Raw genomic sequence first — 16,964 nt, forward strand, 5'->3', positions numbered from 1 at the left:
TAATAAGTGACTTCTTTGGTATAATAGGAAGATTTGGTATTGGTGCGGCCCATAGTTTAGTGCCAAATCAAAAAAATATGCTTAGAATACCTTTACTTTTATGCTTTGTTTTTAGCGTGATTTTCGCCTTTGGGCAGAAAAGATATAGCATTAGCGGCACCGTTAAAGATAATACCACGGGTGAAACACTCATTGGTGCATCTGTCAGGATCAAAGAGATTCCGCAGGGCGGAACATCAACCAACAGTTATGGATTTTATTCCGTATCGGCTCCCGATGGCGATTATACCCTGCTCTACAGTTACCTCGGGTATGAAACAGTTTCCCGTCAGGTTTCCATCCATAAAAGCCAGGTTATTGATATCCGCATTACGCCAAACAGTTCTTTAAAAGAGGTAGTAATCAGCGCCAATAAACCAAATAACGATCAGATATCTTCGCCACAAATGGGGCTTGAAAAACTGAACATGGCCCAAATTAACGCTGTGCCTGTGGTTTTTGGTGAAAAAGATGTGTTGAAGACCATTACCTTAATGCCGGGAGTGAAGTCTGGTGGCGAGGGTAATACAGGGTTTTATGTGCGTGGAGGGGCTTCTGATCAGAACCTGATTTTACTGGACGAGGCACCCGTTTATAATGCCTCTCACTTGTTTGGGTTTTTCTCTACTTTCAATTCTGATGCGATTAAAGATGTGAGCATCTATAAAGGAGGTATGCCTGCAGAATATGGCGGACGCCTGTCATCGGTACTGGACATCAAAATGTTTGACGGAAATACCGAAAAGTTTACCGTACAGGGCGGCCTTGGCCTGATTGCCTCAAGGCTTAAAGTTGAAGGGCCAATAGACAATGGCAAAGGGTCATACATGGTGAGTGCAAGAAGAACATATATTGATCTTTTCACCAAAGCCTCAAAGGATTCTACCGTTAAAGGAAGCTCACTTTATTTTTATGATGTAAATGCTAAAGCGAATTACCACTTTGACAGCAATAATGCTATTTTCTTTTCGGGTTATTTTGGAAAGGATGTGATTGCTTTAAAAAACACTTTCGGCACCAACTGGGGCAATACAACAGGAACAGTGAGGTTTAATCATGTTTTTAGCCCAACGCTGTTTTCTAACACCTCATTGATTTACAGTAACTATAATTACGTTGTTCAAAGTTTTCAAACCGACAACAGCTTTAAAGCGACTTCAAAAATAACTGACCTTAACCTTAAAGAAGACTTTCAATGGTCGGCCAGTGACGATCACCGGGTTAAGTTTGGGTTCAACGTGATTCACCATAACATTGAGCCGGGAAATATTTCATCCGATGCAGATAATGTGAACGATATCAACGTACAGAAGCGTAATGGCTACGAAGATGCAATTTATGTTAGCGACGAGTGGAAGGCAAGCAGTAAATTAACAATACTATATGGACTGAGGTTAAGTGGCTTCTCTCTGGTTGGCCCGGGAACAATTGATACGTATAATACCGCAGGAGAGGTAACGGATACTAAAACCTATAGTTCTGGTCAGACGGTTAAAAGTTATTATTATCTGGAACCACGGTTTTCTGCCGGCTATCAGCTGAATGACGAAAACTCCATCAAAGTTTCTTACAACCGCAATACCCAAAACATCCACCTGTTATCCAATTCAACCACCAGTTCGCCAACAGATCTGTATGTGATGAGCAGCAATAACATTAAACCTGAAATTGCCGACCAGGTATCTACGGGTTATTTTAAAAATTTTAGCGACAATAAGTTTGAGTTCTCTGCAGAGGTTTATTATAAATGGCTGCAAAACCAGATTGACTATAAAGACGGTGCCCAGTTAATTGCCAACCAGGATGTAGAATCGCAATTGGTATATGGTTCTGGAAGGGCTTATGGACTGGAACTTTTCTTAAAGAAAAAGTATGGTAAGTTTAACGGATGGGTGGGTTATACCTTATCTAAAACGGAGGATAAATTTGCTGCGATCAATAATGGCAATTATTTCCCGGCCAGACAAGACCGTACACATGATGTTTCAGTGGTTGGTATTTACCAATATAACAAACGCTGGTCCTTTTCAAGCGCATTTATCTATGGAACAGGGAATGCGGTTACTTATCCCACTGGTAAATACAGCACGGGCGGCTTAACCACTTTTTCTTATTCCGGACGTAATGGTTTCCGCGAACCCGCAACTAACCGTTTGGATGTAGGCGCTACGCTTGAAGGCAAGGAACATAAAAAATATCATTCCAGCTGGACCTTTAGCATCTATAACATTTACGGAAGCAGAGAACCTTATTCCATCACTTTCCGCGATAGCAAGACTGTAGCCAACACTACCGAAGCTGTAGAAACCAGCATTTTCGCTACCCCTATCCCATCAGTAACCTGGAACTTTAAATTTTAATCCAATGAAGACTATTCAATCTTATATAAGCCTATCCATCATATTGCTTTTTGCAACAGCCTGCACCAAGGTAGTTGATATCAAGGTGGGTAATGACACCGGCAGACTGGACATTGAAGCCAATGTGACGAATACAAGCTTACCGCAAGTGATCAGATTAAGTAAAAACGTACCCTTTACGGATACCAATACTTATCCGGCCGTTACCGGGGCAACGGTATCGGTCACTGATCAAAGCGGACAGGTTTATCCCTTTGTAGAGGGACCCACTGGAACCTATACCAGCAATTCATTAACCGGTGTGGCCGGTAATACTTATAAAATGACTGTGCTGACCAATGGCAACACCTATAATGCAAGTTCCGTAATGCCGGCACAGGTGATGTTAGATACTTTAACTTCTCAAAACACACCAACCCCGGGCAGCGACAACAAGAAGGAAATTTCAGTGCACTACCATGATCCTATTGGCGTTGACAATCATTACCGTTTTGTTTTGTGGGTGAACGGCGTACAGGAGAGAGTTGTTTTTGCAGCTGATGATCAGTTTAACGATGGAAAAGATGTAAGCGTGATTTTAAGACAGGATGACGTAGATATCCATGCCGGCGACAAGGCGGTTGTAGAAATGCAATGTTTAGATCAGCCTATTTATTTATACTGGTTTACCTTATCACAACAGAGTGCTGACGGACCGGGTGGCAGTGTAACCCCATCAGATCCCCCAACAAATATTAGTCCTGTATCCCTGGGTTACTTTAGTGCCCATACCACCCAAACAAAAAGTATAATTGTCAAATAAAATGAAAACCAGGAAGTTATTACAACTGATGGTAGTGGTTTGTCTGATGGGTTGGTCGACCGGACTATTTGCCCAGGACAGTTTAAATGTATCTCCCGGTGCATGGCATTTGCAAAAGTGCCTGGATTACGCCAGGAAAAATAATATTCAACTCAACTCCTTAAGGCTGGATCAAAAGACCAGCCAGCAGGAGTTGTTATTGTCCAAGAGTGCAGTACTCCCCGGCTTGTCGGGCTCTGCAAGCCAAAACTACGCCCACGGCAAAAATCTGGATGTCAACACCGGGAACTATCAGTCAGGATTTACTCCGAGTGGCAGTTATAGCCTGAATAGCTCTGTAGTGCTTTACCAGGGAGGCTACCTTAAAAATGATATCCAACAAAAAAACTTATCCCTTCAATCGGCAAATCTAAGTGTGCAGGAACAGGAAAATAATATCACCCTGACCATTACGCAGTCTTACCTGAATATTCTGCTGGACAAAGAAACCATTATTTACGAGGAGGAAATTGTAAATACATCCCAGGCACAGCTTGACAATGCGAAGCAAAAGCTGGTTGCCGGAAGTATAGCCGGCAAAGACGTTGCCCAGCTGGAATCACAATTGGCAAATGACAAATATACCCTGGTATCGGCAAAAAACACCCGTCGCCAGGATCTGCTGGCATTGAAGCAGTTGTTACAGTTACCCATTAGCTATTCACTGGAGATTGTTGACCCCGATACGGTGATTGCCAAAAAAGCGGTACCGGCCTTAAACCTTGTTGTGGACAATGCCATGTCATTCAGACCGGAAGTTAGAATAAGTGAGCTCGGTGTTGAAAGTGCGAACATTAGCCTGGCAAAAGCCAAAACTGGCTTTAAACCAACGTTAACCGCCAATGGTTCTGTGGGATCAAGTTATGCCGGTACCACGCCGGGATATTTCCGGCAGCTGAACAATTATTTTAACCAGCAGGTGGGAATCACCTTGTCTGTGCCCATTTTCAGTAAGCGGGTAACCAAAACCAATGTGGAAGAAGCCAAAATTAATATCGACCAGGCGGTGCTTACCCTGCAGGATACCAAAACTACGCTTTCGCAAAATGTTGAAAAATCATATATCAATGTCCTTACTGCAGAAAGTCAATATGATGCCGCTGCCGAAGCTTTGCGATATAACAAAGAGACCTACCGCATTGCCGATGAGCAACTATCGCTGGGTGCAACTGCGATGGTAGATTTCCTGCAGCAAAAGGCTTTGTACGTGCAGGCACTCCAGAATTTTATACAAGCAAAATACAATGCGGCATTGACTATTGAAATATACGATTTCTATAATGGCGTGCCTGTGCAACTTTAATATCCAGCAACAATGAAAAAGTCTACCAAAAATATATTACTAACCGTTATACTGATCGTCGCAGCTGTCTGCATTTGGGTGTTGTTTTTTCATAAACGAAGCAAACCCATTGCCCTGGTAACGGAGAAACCTGTTTACGGCAACATTGCGCAAAGTGTTACCGCTACCGGCACCATCGAACCTGTAGATACCGTATCCGTGGGTACGCAGGTTTCCGGAACAATCAGTGTGTTGAATGCCGATTTCAACTCCAAGGTGAAAAAGGGGGAGTTACTGGCGCAATTGGATAAATCACTATTACAGGCGGTGGTTGATCAGGATAAAGCAAATTTGCGCACACAGAAGAGTTCACTGGCCTTTAATGAAAGTACATACCGCCGGCAAAAATTACTTTATGGCGTTAAAGCAATTAGCAGGGCCGACTATGAAACGGCGCTTAATAATTACAATGCTGCAAGTGCCGGCGTAGCTAATGCGGAAGCAGCTTTAAGATCTGCCGTGAAGAACCTATCTTATGCGGATATCTTTTCACCAATTGATGGTGTAGTTTTGTCAAGGAACATCAGTATTGGTCAGACAGTAGCTGCTTCTTTTAGCACGCCAACCCTGTTTGTTTTAGCAAAGGACATTACCAAAATGCAGGTAGAGGCCGCTGTAGATGAAGCCGATATAGGCACTGTGCATCAGGGCCAGCGGGCTACTTTTACCGTGGATGCTTATATGGATGATTCATTTAGCGGCATGGTGGCTGATGTGCGTTTGCATCCAAAAGTTTCCTCCAATGTGGTTACTTATGCTACGATCATCAAAGCCCCTAATGAGGATATGAAGCTAAAGCCAGGGATGACCGCTAACATCGTAGTATATACCAAAGAGGTGAAGCATGTTTTGCTGATCAGTTCCAAAGCTTTAAATTTTTCACCTGATTCTACACTGAAGAAGGATTATGTCATTGACACGGCTGTGAAGAGGCTTCCAAAAACAACAGTTCCAAAAGCAAAACCAGGTGCTGTATGGGTACTATCCGGAAACAGGCTCAATGAAGTGCAGGTACTTACAGGCCTGGATGACAATACGCATGTTCAGATTCTGGAAGGCCTGAGCGCCGATCAGCAGGTGGTGACCTCCTATCCTATTCCGGGAGAAACGGCCAGCTCTTCTTCGCTATTCCCTAAACCACCTGAAAGCAATTCAAAGAAGAAATAACAGACCATAAACCGCTGCGAAAGATCAATTCAAATGTGTTGCTGAAGCCAGCATCAGCTTACAGGTTACAAATTTAACAAAACGAGTTGATGCTGGTTTCACAACAGATAGTTAATGATAAGACCAGCATCCGCTTACTGATTACAATTTAATAAACCGGGTTTACGGGCTCTTGAACATAAGAGCAACAATAAAAAAGATGAAAAACAAGCTGATAATAACTTCATCACTTACAAACCGCAGAAGGCAACCAGAAGACATTGTAAAAACAATAAATAAACTTCTAAAAAATATTTACTGATGAATAACAAGATCCTTGAACTGAATGATATCAAAAGGCATTTCCAAATGGGGACAGAAGTGGTTAACGCACTGAAAGGCGTATCCTTTGACGTGTATGCTGGCGAGTTCGTGACCATTATGGGAAGCAGCGGTTCTGGTAAAACTACCCTGTTGAACACCTTAGGATGCCTTGATAAACCAAGTGAGGGCACTTATTCCCTGGATGGGATCAATATTGGTCTGCTGAACCGGGACCAGCTGGCCAAATTACGCAATGAAAAGATCGGTTTTGTTTTCCAGGCTTATAATCTGCTGCCCCGTACTTCAGCACTCGAAAATGTAGAATTGCCTCTTTTTTATAATCCTTCGGTCAGTGCTGCCGAAAGGAAAGAGAGGGCGATTGCCGCATTGGAGGCGGTTAAACTTGCCGAAAGAATGTACCATATGCCCAACGAATTATCTGGCGGACAGCAACAGCGGGTAGCCATTGCAAGGGCACTGGTAAATGAGCCGGTGATGATACTGGCGGATGAGGCTACCGGAAACCTGGATACCAGGACGTCCTACGAAATTATGGCACTGATGCAGGAACTGAACCAGTCAAAAGGAAAAACTATCGTTTTTGTAACACATGAACCTGATATCGCTGCATTTAGCGGTCGCACGATTACGCTTAGAGATGGTAGGGTGATGAAAGACAATACCAATGAAAACAAGCGGGATGCAAAGGAAATGCTGGCTTCACTCCCGGTTACGGAAGATTATTAACAAAACAGCTTACACAGGTTTAAAAATCAAAACAGATGAAACTAATCAACCTTGTGCTGCTTGCGATAAAAGCGCTACAACGGAATAAATTAAGGGCCTTTTTAACCATGCTGGGTATTATTATCGGCGTAGCGTCGGTGATCACTATTGGTGCTATAGGAAATGGCTCCACTATCAGCATCCATAGATCTTTGTCTGGCCTGGGTTCTAACCTGATTACTATTCTGCCCAATAGTAACGTTCCGGGCGGTGCAAGGCTACAGGGTGCTGACGTGGAGACCCTCACTTTTAAAGATATTACGGCAATCAAACAACATGCTGTTTATGTTGCGTATGTATCCCCTTCTTCACAGGCAAAAGGACAGGTGATCAATGGATCGTTAAACTGGCCAACAACTATCAATGGCGTAAATTCGGATTTTTTAACGATCCGTAACTTGTCTGTACAGGATGGAATTTCATTTTCCGAGCGGGACATACGCACCTATGCAAAGGTTTGCCTGTTGGGTAAAACTGTAGTAAAAAACGTTTTTCCGAAAGGTGTTAACCCAATTGGTAAGGTGATTCGATTTAACAAAATCCCCTTCCAGGTAATTGGTGTATTGGCACCCAAAGGGCAGAACACTTTTGGCCAGGATGAAGATGATGTCATTTTATCTCCCTATACTACCGTTCAAAAGAGAATAGTTTCATCAATATATTTTGGAAGTATCTATGCATCGGCCAAGTCGGAAGATTTATCTGATCAGGCATCAAAAGAATTAACCCGGATTATGAGGGCATCTCATCGCCTGCGCGATAATGCAGATGATGATTTTGTGATCAGGACGCAGGAGGAACTGATTAAAACACTAAGTTCTATTACCAATTTATTAACTTATTTATTGACCGGAATTGCGGCCATCTCTTTGTTGATTGGCGGAATTGGCATCATGAATATCATGTATGTATCAGTTGTAGAAAGAACCAAGGAAATAGGCTTAAGAATGTCTATCGGGGCCAGAGGTATTGATATATTAAGCCAGTTTCTGGCTGAAGCAGTGATCATTAGTGTTGCCGGCGGATTAATAGGGATAATTTTAGGTGAAGGCCTTGGTTATATGATTTTTCATCTTTTAAAGTGGCCACCTGTAGTGAACACCACATCAATACTGGTATCCTTTTCTTTTTGTACGGTAATAGGTGTTTTCTTTGGTTATTATCCTGCTTTAAAAGCATCGAGATTAGACCCTATTGAAGCCCTTCGCTATGAATAACAGGGATAAAATAAACCGATAAAATTAAATTCCATAGGAACAAAATTATGAATAGTATGTTATAGTGTTACAACATATAAATGACTGCCCTTTCGCTCAAAAACAGATTTAATCTTTTGACAGATGATCATTTTAAATAGGATTATTGCAGGAGTGGATGTCTGAACAGCGGGAAGGACGTGGAGATTTATAGGTTGAAATAAAATATATTATTCATAAATACAATAAACGATGGATTTGCAGTTGAACAACAAAACAGCCCTGGTTACCGGTTCTACAGATGGAATAGGCTTTGCCATTGCAGAGGGCTTATTAAAAGAAGGTACCAAAGTATATATTAACGGACGCAGCCAGACTAAGATTGATGAGGCTATTAAAAAGTTAAAAACAGCAGTTCCCAAGGGAGATGTTGAAGGTATTGTGGCAGATTTCAGCAAAATTGAAGAGGTGGATGCATTACTTGAGCAATTGCCCGAAGTAGATATCCTGGTGAACAATGTGGGGATTTTTGGCGACCAGCCTTTTGAAACTACAGATGATGAAACCTGGTTTAATTCTTTCAATGTTAATGTGATGAGTGGGGTTCGTTTGTCGCGTCATTATGCGCCCATTATGAAAAAGAAAAACTGGGGACGCATTATTTTCTTATCCAGCGAGTCGGCGGTTAATATTCCTGATGATATGATTTTATATGGGGTTACCAAAACAGCTTACCTTTCATTAAGCCGAGGACTAGCGAAACATTTGCGTGGAACCAATGTAACGGTAAACGCCATCCTTCCCGGCCCAACATGGTCTGCCGGAAATAAAAAAGGTATGGAAAAGGTAGTCAAAGAAAAAGGAATAACCCTGGAAGAAGCTTCTTTACAGTTCATTAAAGAAAAAAGGCCTTCTTCTATTATCCAACGATTTGCAAGTGCAGAGGAAGTTGCCAATCTGGTTGTTTATACCGCCAGTGAATTATCTTCTGCTACAACCGGAGCAGCCCTGCGGGTAGATGGCGGTGTAATAGATTCGGCATTTTAAAGAAAAATCAGCATACGGACATTGCCAGGTGCCCGTATGCTGATGATAAAATTTCCAATATTCGGCAATGGTATTAATCTTTTATCAGGCACCCGCAGAATACTTTTTGGGCTTTTGCAGATGATGACGTTCAAATAGCCGTGTAAAATGGCTGAGGTTGGTAAAACCCAGGGCATAACCCGTTTCTGATACAGAATAGCCTTTGCTTTTGAGCAAAAAAGCAGCTTCTTCCATACGCGCATTTTGGTAATAACTGTAAATGCTATTACCAAATACCTGTCTGAAAAGATCCTTCATTTTTGTTTCACTAAATCCCGCAGTTTTAGCTAGCTGGGGCAGGCTTGGCTGGACACTCAGATCATTTAGAATTTCGGTTCGGATGATGAATAGCTTTTCCACATCCGCTTTGTTGATGGGATTGTGCCGAAGCGATTGCCGGTTATGCAACTGGCTGAAAACATATAACAACAAGGATTCTACTTTTACACGGTAAAAGAAATTGGTCAGCCCGCTTTCTTCTTTGGGTTCAGATATTTCCTTCAGCGTGATCTGGGCTTCCGGACTCATACTTTCATAAAAAAGATATGAATCTTTCGAATTTATGATGGTTTGAATTAAAGGATCTGGTTTACTCATCCGCAGTAAAGGGCCCAAATTGGCTGCCCTGATGGCTACAACGGTAAAGTAAATCTCAGAATTTGCAGGAAACGTAATGGTAGAATCCAGTGTATTTGAAAAGATCTGAACGGCAAGATCGTTATAGCGGGTAAATACCTGTTTCTGCTGGTGATCTGCAATCAAAGTAAAAGGTTCTTCATTGCTATAAAAGATAATGCTGACAAAGGTGGTAGGCTCTTTAGTCCCTATCCTCCTTAAAACCAGCTCTTCTTTAAGCCGGTAGCGGTGCACCAGCATTCTGAAATCGGTATCAATATCTATCCAGCGCACAAAACCTTCCCCCAGGGAAGAAGGAATTTCAAGCCGGTTATCGATCACCGGAACATTGAGGCGCCCGGCAAAAAAGTGTAAAAAATTAAGATCTACGTCGGTTACAAATTCAATAAGCATAATAAGGTATACGTTTTAAAATTAATGATCATTGTTGATGGAATGCTATAAAAGGAAACATATTTTTTACAGCACGAGTTATGACCAGCAATTTAATCCCGGCGGAACCGACTATTTTTAAGGCGGAGCGCGCTATTTTAAAATCGTCATTGACATGATATTTGACCTATCATTTAAAACAAATATGTCATGAAAAAATTATTGATGCCTTATCATACTGAAACTTTAAAATTAAAAAACCACCTGGTAATGGCCCCGATGACCAGAAGCCGGGCTCTAGGAAATGTACCCAATGCACTGATAGCCGATTATTATAAGCAGCGAAGCGGAGCCGGACTGATCATTGCTGAAGGTACTGCCACTGCTCCCGAAGCATTAGGTTATCCACGTATCCCTGGCATTTTCTCAGCAGAACAGATAGCTGGCTGGAAAACGGTAACTGAAGCGGTTCACGCTAACGGTACTAAAATATTTTTGCAATTGATGCATACCGGCCGTATTGGCCATGTAGACAATTTACCAACCGGCGTTTTCTTATACGGCCCCTCTAACATCACTGCAGCCGGTCAGATATTTACGGATACTGCAGGTCTACAGAATCATTCAAATCCTGTTGCATTGACCACTGAACAAGTTGAAAATGTGATTCAGGAATATGTTCAGGCAGCAAAAAATGCAATTGAAGCAGGATTTGACGGTGTTGAATTACATGCTGCCAATGGTTATCTGATAGAACAGTTCCTAAACCCGAACGTAAATAACAGGACTGATATTTATGGTGGAAATATAGAGAACCGCAGCTGGTTTGCCATAAAAATTGCCGAACAGGTAGCCGAAGCCATAGGTAAAGAAAAAGTTGGTATCCGCATTTCACCTGATTCAACACTTGGTGATCTACAGCCCTATGATGCCGAAACCGTACATGAAACCTATATTCATCTCGCTAAGGCTTTCAACAGGATTGGACTAGTGTATGTTCATATCAGTCTCAACCCACAGGTTACAAAAGAAACGCTAAGTGCAATCCGAACTGAATTTGAGGGCACACTGATACACTGTAATAATTTCACTACCGAAAAGGCCGAACAGGAATTAGGCAATGGCGACGCAGATTTGATTGCATTTGGCCGTCTGTTCCTCGCTAACCCCGATCTGGAACGAAGATTAGATCAGGGAGCAGTGTTAAATGCACCAGATTTCTCTACTTTATTTACTCCTGGTGCCAAAGGTTTTACAGATTATCCAGGGCTATCCTGATAACCAGCACAGTTTTTGAATAGACAGTAGCAACTGAGAAACAATTCTTGTGAAAGCATCATGATCGTAGAATCACAAACAGTAATGAACCGGAAATATGAGCTCTTGAAAACAATAAGAGCTGGTGAGAAAAAGATCATGATCGCTTCATAAACACTAAATCGCTGAAGGCAGCAGATGGTTAAAAGACCTGAGCGCTACTGATTAAACAAATAGATATACTGATTAAAATATATTCTTATGAAAAACGAAAGTCAAGAACAAACCAATCATGCCGTTAGATATGATAAATTTGGAGGTACAGAAGTATTATATATAGCTGAAACACCGATGCCGGAAGTTGGATCAGATAAAGTGCTGGTCAGGATAAAAGCTGCCGGCATCAACCCTGGTGAAACATCCATCAGGTTAGGAAAATTGGAACATATGTTTAAATCCACCTTGCCAACCGGTCAGGGAAGCGACTTTGCCGGAACAATTACAGCTATTGGAGATCAGGTTAAAGATTTTAAGATTGGAGATGAGGTAATTGGTTTTTCTAACAACCGTAATGCCCAGGCGGAATATATTGCCGTAGGTCAGGATCAGCTGGTGATCAAACCTGAACAAATGACCTGGGAACAGGCCGGTGGATTATTTGTAGCGGGAACCACTGCTTATGCCGGGGTGGATGTACTTTCTTTATCGCCTGGTGATGTGGTAATCATTTCTGGTGCTGCTGGTGGTGTAGGATCAATCGCCGTGCAGATTGCAAAAAACCTGGGTGTAGAGGTGATCGGTTTTGCAAGTGAGGCTAATCACGAATGGTTAAAAAAACATGGTGTAATCCCTGTAACTTATGGCGAAGACAATTTAAAAGCAGTTCAGGAGGTTTTAGATGGGCGAACACCTTCCGCTTTATTTGATGTTTCAGGCAATGGATATGTGAAATTAGGTATCGATCTGGGGATTCCCAAAGAACGGATCAATACAATCATAGATTTTGAAGCAGCTTCTACCTATAGCGTGAATACTGCAGGAAATTCTGCCGGGGCATCTGCAGCCGTCATGGAAAAATTGACAAAAATGATTGACGAGGGAAAACTGGAAATACTGGTTGCTGGCTCTTATCCACTAGCTGAGGTAAAAGCTGCTTACGATGATCTGGCAAGCAAACATACACATGGAAAAATAGTTTTGATTCCTTAAAAAATCGCGCCATACAAACCAATGTGACCTAGTAATTTAAAATAAAGCCAGTTGTAATAGGAATTACAACTGGCTTTAAAAAAAACTTAAATACCATAAATAGTTTTCAGGAATTCTTTTAATTCCAATGGTTTCCTACCCAATAATTTTGCAAGGTCGCTGCGATTGGTATCAAATTCACCGTTTTTGATGGCTTCACCGAAACCAGCAAAAAAAGCAGCGTTTTCTTTGGGAACGCCAACCTTTACTAGTTGTTCAATATAAGCAGTTGCATCAGGATGATGATACAACACTTCTTTACCAGTAATCTCTGAAAGCATTTCAGCTATTTCACTAAATGAGTAAGCCGTTTCTGCTGTGATTGCATATTCCTGGTTTTCATGTCCGGAGGTAGTTAGCACCACTGCAGCTGCTTCTGCCATTTCTGTTCTTGCAACGAATGGTGTTTTACCCTCTCCTGCCGGGAAGAAAATGCCTGTTTCCAGAACTTTTTCGCCCGAAAATAACGGTACCAGATCAGCGTATAACGTGTTGTCCAGAAGCGTATAAGGGATGCCAATTTCTTTTAGGTAATTGGCTGTGTCAATATGGATTTGACTCACGTAAGGAATAGCAGTTCCTTCAAAGCTTTTAATGTCTATACTGGTGTAGACGATATGTTTCACGCCATTTTCTTTGGCAGCATTGATCACATTTTTATGCTGTGTAAGCCTGTCGTCCAAATCGGATGAAGAAACGAGTAATAACTTATCCACTCCCTGAAGGGCGGATTTTAAAGAATCATAATTTTTGTAGTCACCGATTTTGAGCTGCACCCCTTTTTCGCTTAATTCGGCAGCTTTGTTTTCATCCCTAGCCAATGCAGCGATGTCATTGGCTGGAATACCTTTTTCCAGAAGAGATTTGATAGTAGCATTTCCTAAATGGCCTGTTGCGCCTGTTATTAAAATCATAGTTTCGTCTATTTTAAAATGAATAATTACCTTTGTTACGCAAAGAAACTAATAATGATTTCAAATTGTAACTTGTTACCTTTTGGTAACAATGAAAATAGTGGTAACCTAAAAGTGACTAATGGAAGATAAATTTGAACATTCGGCATGTCCTGTTACAGCAACGATTGCTTTAATTGGTGGAAGATGGAAAACAATTATTATGTACATCCTTTCCGACCATACCAGGCGGTTTGGCGAAATAGCAGCACGAATGCCTTCTATTTCCAGAAAAGTACTGACTGAACAGCTAAAAGAACTCGAAGCCGATGGATTGATTAGCCGAAAGCAGTACAAGGAAATTCCGCCACGCGTAGAATATTCATTAACAGATTTAGGCAATAGTTTATCGCCGATACTGAGTGAAATGGCAACATGGGGACAGGAAAAGGTATTGAATGTGCAAAAAAATTTAGTTCCTGAATACCTGCCTGCCGCACCGCTTCACGATAGCCTTTGATTTTTTCCACTAAACCAGCTATTTGAGTTTATCAATTGAATTTGATAAATTAGGCTGATATATGATCAGTAAATCTATCCCTTTAAAAAATCAGTTTAATCTTTTTATAGCCCTGGTTATCATTTTAAATACAATTGTATTTACGGGTAAAGCGCAAACTTTAGATCATATTTCCACAGCAGCAATCCCCTTAGGCGGTAATACATGGCGGTACGATCATGGAAAAACCGACCTGAGTTTTATAGCTAACCAAAGTGCACCCATAGGTGGAAACATAAGCAATGATGGAATTGTAAACTGGAGTTTAAAAAGTATAACTTTTAAGACCTTTGTAAGGTTTGCCCAAACAGGACCAATAAGGGCTTCGCTTACACTCAAGGTTCCTACAGGAAAAAGTGAAATAGAAGTTATCGCAGCAGGGAAATCATTGAAATTAAAAGTTGAGGGAGATACAGCGAAGGTATATGATTTAGGAAAGTGGAATGTAAGGGATACCGGGTATTACAGCTTCAAAATTAAAGGGCTTTCTAAAACAGGGAAGAGTTTCGCCGAGATTTCCAACCTGACCATTAAGGATATGGACGGCAATAAACTTTCTTATGTTCAAAATAATGAGGGCAACTATTTCCATTGGGGAAGACGTGGGCCATCGGTACACCTGAGTTATAAAGTACCAGCAAACCTAAAGGCAGAGTGGTTTTATAATGAAGTCACTGTACCTGTCCATCAGGATATTATTGGTTCATATTTTATGGCCGATGGTTTTGGAGAAGGGTATTTTGGTATGCAGGTAAATTCTCCAACAGAACGGAGAGTCCTTTTTTCTGTGTGGAGCCCTTTTAAAACGGATGATCCGGGTAAAATACCAGACAATCAGCAAATTCGTCTGATCAGTAAAGGTAAGGACGTACATGCCGGATCTTTTGGAGATGAAGGCTCAGGCGGACAAAGCTATTTGAACTATCTATGGCAGGCTGGTGTTACTTACCGCTTTTTATTACACGGGGAACCTCTGGCAGATAATTATACCCGATATACCGCTTATTTTTATGACCCTAAATTGAGCAAGTGGTTACTGATTGCCAGTTTCAGCAGGCCCGCCACACAAACGTATTTAACACACCTGCATTCTTTCCTGGAGAATTTTGAACCAGAAGCCGGTAATGTACAAAGAAGTGTTGATTTCACTTCCCAATGGGTAAGAAGTAAGGAAGGTGAATGGATAGAATTAAATACTGCCATGCTTACCGGAGATGCTACAGCGCATAAAAAGTTCAGAATGGATTATGGCGGAGGATTAAGAAATGGTTCTTTTTATCTTCATAATGGCGGTTTTTTTAATGATTATACCCCATTGAATACAATTTATAAAAGGTCAAAAACAGGTAAAAAACCTGATATTGACCTTTCTGCTTTGCCAGAGTAAAATCAATCGATGATAAATTACCAGGGGTTTGTTGCGGTGTGCTCAAGTCTGTGTGTAAAGAAGCAGCCTGTGGGCCCATCAGCATCCAGGCAAGCCAGCCAAACAGCAGGTTTAGCCCCTTGCGCTACCGTATTCGGTGCAGTAGGACCGCCCGCATCTGTCTGCGTCAATCCTGGATCAGCACTATTCACTTTGATTGAGGTACCAGCCAGTTCTTTTGCAAGCTGGACAGTAAACATATTTAAAGCAGCTTTTGAAGCCGCATAAGCCAGGAAAGGAGGTTTTGGGCCATTTTCATGTAAATGTTCGCTTGCTATGGTAACTGAACCTATAGAGGAAGACATATTGACAATTCTTCCTGCTTGGCTTTTTTTAATCAATGGAAGAAAAGCCTGGGTAACTGCTACCTGCGCCATAAAGTTGGTATTTATATAACCATAAAGCAATTCGGCACTGATATCAGATGGTAAAAATTTTTGACTTTCTGCCTCTTTTCGATTCGGCAAGCGGGCTGCGTTATTGACCAGAATATCCAAACGTCCAAACTGTTCTTCTACCAGAGCAGCAGCATTTCTAATGCTTTCCTGCTGAAGGATATCCAGCTGAACAAAATGGACTTCGATATTTTGTGTGCTTAATTGGCTTACAGCAGCTTTACCAGCGTCTGCATTACGCGCACCTAAAATGACAACCATATCTTTTTCGCCAAGCTGCCTGGCGATCTCATACCCCAAACCACGGTTTGCACCAGTGATTAGGACAATTTTCTTTTCTGTGTTTTTCATATCCCAAAGTTAAAGCAGCTCTGGTTATGGACACTTGATAAAAGGCAAGAAATCTTCTATTGCGGGAGATGACTTATTTTTCTCCTTACCCTGCTCAGGGTACTATCTGTAATATTAAGATAAGAAGCCAGATATTTAAGCGGTACCCGCTGTATCAGAGACGGGCGTTTTTCCAGAAGATATAAATAACGGTCGGTTGCACTCAATTGTACACGAAATAACATTTGTGCTTTAGCCTGCGCAAACCGGTCTTCATATAGTTTACGGGCAAATTTTTCAAATATAGGGAACCGGGAGTAGACCTTTTGCAACTCCTTATGGGAAAGGAAAACCAGTTTAGTGTCTTCCAGTGCATGCACATTGACGGAACTTGGTTTCCTGCTTTGAAAACTGAGAAACTGACAGATAAAATCATTTTCCATGATGAAGCCGTTGGTATATTCTTCTCCCCTATCATTAGGCGTGTAAGACCGGACAATACCCTGATAAATAAAACCCCAGAAATCACAAACCTCGCCCTCTTTTAATAAAAACTGGCTTTTATTAATTGTCCTGCTTTCAAAACAATCGCTAATAGACATTAAGTCATCAGGATTGATCTCTACTAACTTCGATATGGTTTCAATGATGAAACGAATCTCCTGTTCACATGGCTTCATAGTACGAATCATTTTTACAAAGAAAGTATTTTTAAATCGATCAGGTGA

General features: G+C 41.5%; 15 protein-coding genes. 11 read left to right on the top strand and 4 right to left on the bottom strand.

The window, feature by feature from the left end:
• Positions 1-77 precede the first annotated feature (77 nt).
• The 7 genes from GSQ84_RS14390 to GSQ84_RS14420 all read left to right on the top strand — a co-directional run bounded on the left by GSQ84_RS14390 (position 78) and on the right by GSQ84_RS14420 (position 9,081).
• On the top strand, positions 78-2,399 hold the full coding sequence (locus GSQ84_RS14390; protein ID WP_158797969.1) for a TonB-dependent receptor: 2,322 nt from the start codon (positions 78-80) through the stop codon (positions 2,397-2,399).
• Positions 2,400-2,403: 4 nt separating this feature from the next.
• On the top strand, positions 2,404-3,201 hold the full coding sequence (locus GSQ84_RS14395; RefSeq protein WP_158797970.1) for a DUF4249 domain-containing protein: 798 nt from the start codon (positions 2,404-2,406) through the stop codon (positions 3,199-3,201).
• A 1-nt stretch (position 3,202) separates the two neighbouring features.
• The gene (locus GSQ84_RS14400; protein ID WP_158797971.1) at positions 3,203-4,543 is read left to right on the top strand and encodes a TolC family protein; all 1,341 of its coding nucleotides are present in this window, start codon (positions 3,203-3,205) and stop codon (positions 4,541-4,543) included.
• Between the two features lie 12 nt (positions 4,544-4,555).
• On the top strand, positions 4,556-5,749 hold the full coding sequence (locus GSQ84_RS14405; RefSeq protein WP_158797972.1) for an efflux RND transporter periplasmic adaptor subunit: 1,194 nt from the start codon (positions 4,556-4,558) through the stop codon (positions 5,747-5,749).
• A gap of 300 nt (positions 5,750-6,049) precedes the next feature.
• Positions 6,050-6,799 carry an ABC transporter ATP-binding protein gene (locus GSQ84_RS14410; protein ID WP_158797973.1) on the top strand — a complete coding sequence of 250 codons (750 nt, stop codon included), beginning with the start codon at positions 6,050-6,052 and terminating at the stop codon, positions 6,797-6,799.
• 35 nt (positions 6,800-6,834) lie between these two features.
• Positions 6,835-8,055, top strand: coding sequence for an ABC transporter permease (locus GSQ84_RS14415; protein ID WP_158797974.1), 1,221 nt, complete (start codon positions 6,835-6,837; stop codon positions 8,053-8,055).
• 231 nt (positions 8,056-8,286) lie between these two features.
• On the top strand, positions 8,287-9,081 hold the full coding sequence (locus GSQ84_RS14420; RefSeq protein ID WP_158797975.1) for an SDR family NAD(P)-dependent oxidoreductase: 795 nt from the start codon (positions 8,287-8,289) through the stop codon (positions 9,079-9,081).
• Between the two features lie 84 nt (positions 9,082-9,165).
• Here the strand turns inward: GSQ84_RS14420 and GSQ84_RS14425 are convergent, their stop codons facing one another.
• The gene (locus tag GSQ84_RS14425) at positions 9,166-10,149 is read right to left on the bottom strand and encodes a helix-turn-helix transcriptional regulator (protein WP_158797976.1); all 984 of its coding nucleotides are present in this window, start codon (positions 10,147-10,149) and stop codon (positions 9,166-9,168) included.
• A 189-nt stretch (positions 10,150-10,338) separates the two neighbouring features.
• On the opposite strand from GSQ84_RS14425, the gene GSQ84_RS14430 reads away from it, so the two are divergent.
• On the top strand, positions 10,339-11,406 hold the full coding sequence (locus GSQ84_RS14430) for an alkene reductase (RefSeq protein ID WP_158797977.1): 1,068 nt from the start codon (positions 10,339-10,341) through the stop codon (positions 11,404-11,406).
• A gap of 240 nt (positions 11,407-11,646) precedes the next feature.
• Positions 11,647-12,594, top strand: coding sequence for an NADP-dependent oxidoreductase (locus tag GSQ84_RS14435; protein ID WP_158797978.1), 948 nt, complete (start codon positions 11,647-11,649; stop codon positions 12,592-12,594).
• An 86-nt stretch (positions 12,595-12,680) separates the two neighbouring features.
• Here GSQ84_RS14435 and GSQ84_RS14440 read toward each other — a convergent pair whose 3' ends face one another.
• Positions 12,681-13,547, bottom strand: a complete 867-nt coding sequence (locus GSQ84_RS14440; RefSeq protein WP_158797979.1) for an SDR family oxidoreductase — start codon at positions 13,545-13,547, stop codon at positions 12,681-12,683.
• Between the two features lie 121 nt (positions 13,548-13,668).
• On the opposite strand from GSQ84_RS14440, the gene GSQ84_RS14445 reads away from it, so the two are divergent.
• Together GSQ84_RS14445 and GSQ84_RS14450 are read left to right on the top strand one after the other, a co-directional pair.
• On the top strand, positions 13,669-14,046 hold the full coding sequence (locus tag GSQ84_RS14445) for a helix-turn-helix domain-containing protein (protein ID WP_158797980.1): 378 nt from the start codon (positions 13,669-13,671) through the stop codon (positions 14,044-14,046).
• A 61-nt stretch (positions 14,047-14,107) separates the two neighbouring features.
• Positions 14,108-15,472, top strand: a complete 1,365-nt coding sequence (locus GSQ84_RS14450) for a DUF3472 domain-containing protein (RefSeq protein ID WP_158797981.1) — start codon at positions 14,108-14,110, stop codon at positions 15,470-15,472.
• A gap of 17 nt (positions 15,473-15,489) precedes the next feature.
• On the opposite strand, the gene GSQ84_RS14455 is transcribed toward GSQ84_RS14450, so the two are convergent.
• Complete coding sequence (locus GSQ84_RS14455; RefSeq protein WP_158797982.1) at positions 15,490-16,257, bottom strand: SDR family oxidoreductase; 768 nt, start codon at positions 16,255-16,257, stop codon at positions 15,490-15,492.
• A 56-nt stretch (positions 16,258-16,313) separates the two neighbouring features.
• The gene (locus GSQ84_RS14460) at positions 16,314-16,916 is read right to left on the bottom strand and encodes a Crp/Fnr family transcriptional regulator (protein ID WP_158797983.1); all 603 of its coding nucleotides are present in this window, start codon (positions 16,914-16,916) and stop codon (positions 16,314-16,316) included.
• Positions 16,917-16,964 lie beyond the last annotated feature (48 nt).

The organism is Pedobacter sp. L105 (assembly GCF_009765875.1).
Taxonomy (GTDB): domain Bacteria; phylum Bacteroidota; class Bacteroidia; order Sphingobacteriales; family Sphingobacteriaceae; genus Pedobacter.

Bases quoted from the DNA above. Each gene is read 5' to 3' on its own strand.
- GSQ84_RS14445 (WP_158797980.1), top strand. From the start codon at position 13,669: ATGGAAGATAAATTTGAACATTCGGCATGTCCTGTTACAGCAACGATT.
- GSQ84_RS14410 (WP_158797973.1), top strand. From the start codon at position 6,050: ATGAATAACAAGATCCTTGAACTGAATGATATCAAAAGGCATTTCCAA.
- GSQ84_RS14450 (WP_158797981.1), top strand. From the start codon at position 14,108: ATGATCAGTAAATCTATCCCTTTAAAAAATCAGTTTAATCTTTTTATA.
- GSQ84_RS14430 (WP_158797977.1), top strand. From the start codon at position 10,339: ATGAAAAAATTATTGATGCCTTATCATACTGAAACTTTAAAATTAAAA.
- GSQ84_RS14395 (WP_158797970.1), top strand. From the start codon at position 2,404: ATGAAGACTATTCAATCTTATATAAGCCTATCCATCATATTGCTTTTT.
- GSQ84_RS14455 (WP_158797982.1), bottom strand. From the start codon at position 16,257: ATGAAAAACACAGAAAAGAAAATTGTCCTAATCACTGGTGCAAACCGT.
- GSQ84_RS14420 (WP_158797975.1), top strand. From the start codon at position 8,287: ATGGATTTGCAGTTGAACAACAAAACAGCCCTGGTTACCGGTTCTACA.
- GSQ84_RS14440 (WP_158797979.1), bottom strand. From the start codon at position 13,547: ATGATTTTAATAACAGGCGCAACAGGCCATTTAGGAAATGCTACTATC.
- GSQ84_RS14435 (WP_158797978.1), top strand. From the start codon at position 11,647: ATGAAAAACGAAAGTCAAGAACAAACCAATCATGCCGTTAGATATGAT.
- GSQ84_RS14405 (WP_158797972.1), top strand. From the start codon at position 4,556: ATGAAAAAGTCTACCAAAAATATATTACTAACCGTTATACTGATCGTC.
- GSQ84_RS14425 (WP_158797976.1), bottom strand. From the start codon at position 10,149: ATGCTTATTGAATTTGTAACCGACGTAGATCTTAATTTTTTACACTTT.
- GSQ84_RS14400 (WP_158797971.1), top strand. From the start codon at position 3,203: ATGAAAACCAGGAAGTTATTACAACTGATGGTAGTGGTTTGTCTGATG.
- GSQ84_RS14460 (WP_158797983.1), bottom strand. From the start codon at position 16,916: ATGAAGCCATGTGAACAGGAGATTCGTTTCATCATTGAAACCATATCG.
- GSQ84_RS14390 (WP_158797969.1), top strand. From the start codon at position 78: ATGCTTAGAATACCTTTACTTTTATGCTTTGTTTTTAGCGTGATTTTC.
- GSQ84_RS14415 (WP_158797974.1), top strand. From the start codon at position 6,835: ATGAAACTAATCAACCTTGTGCTGCTTGCGATAAAAGCGCTACAACGG.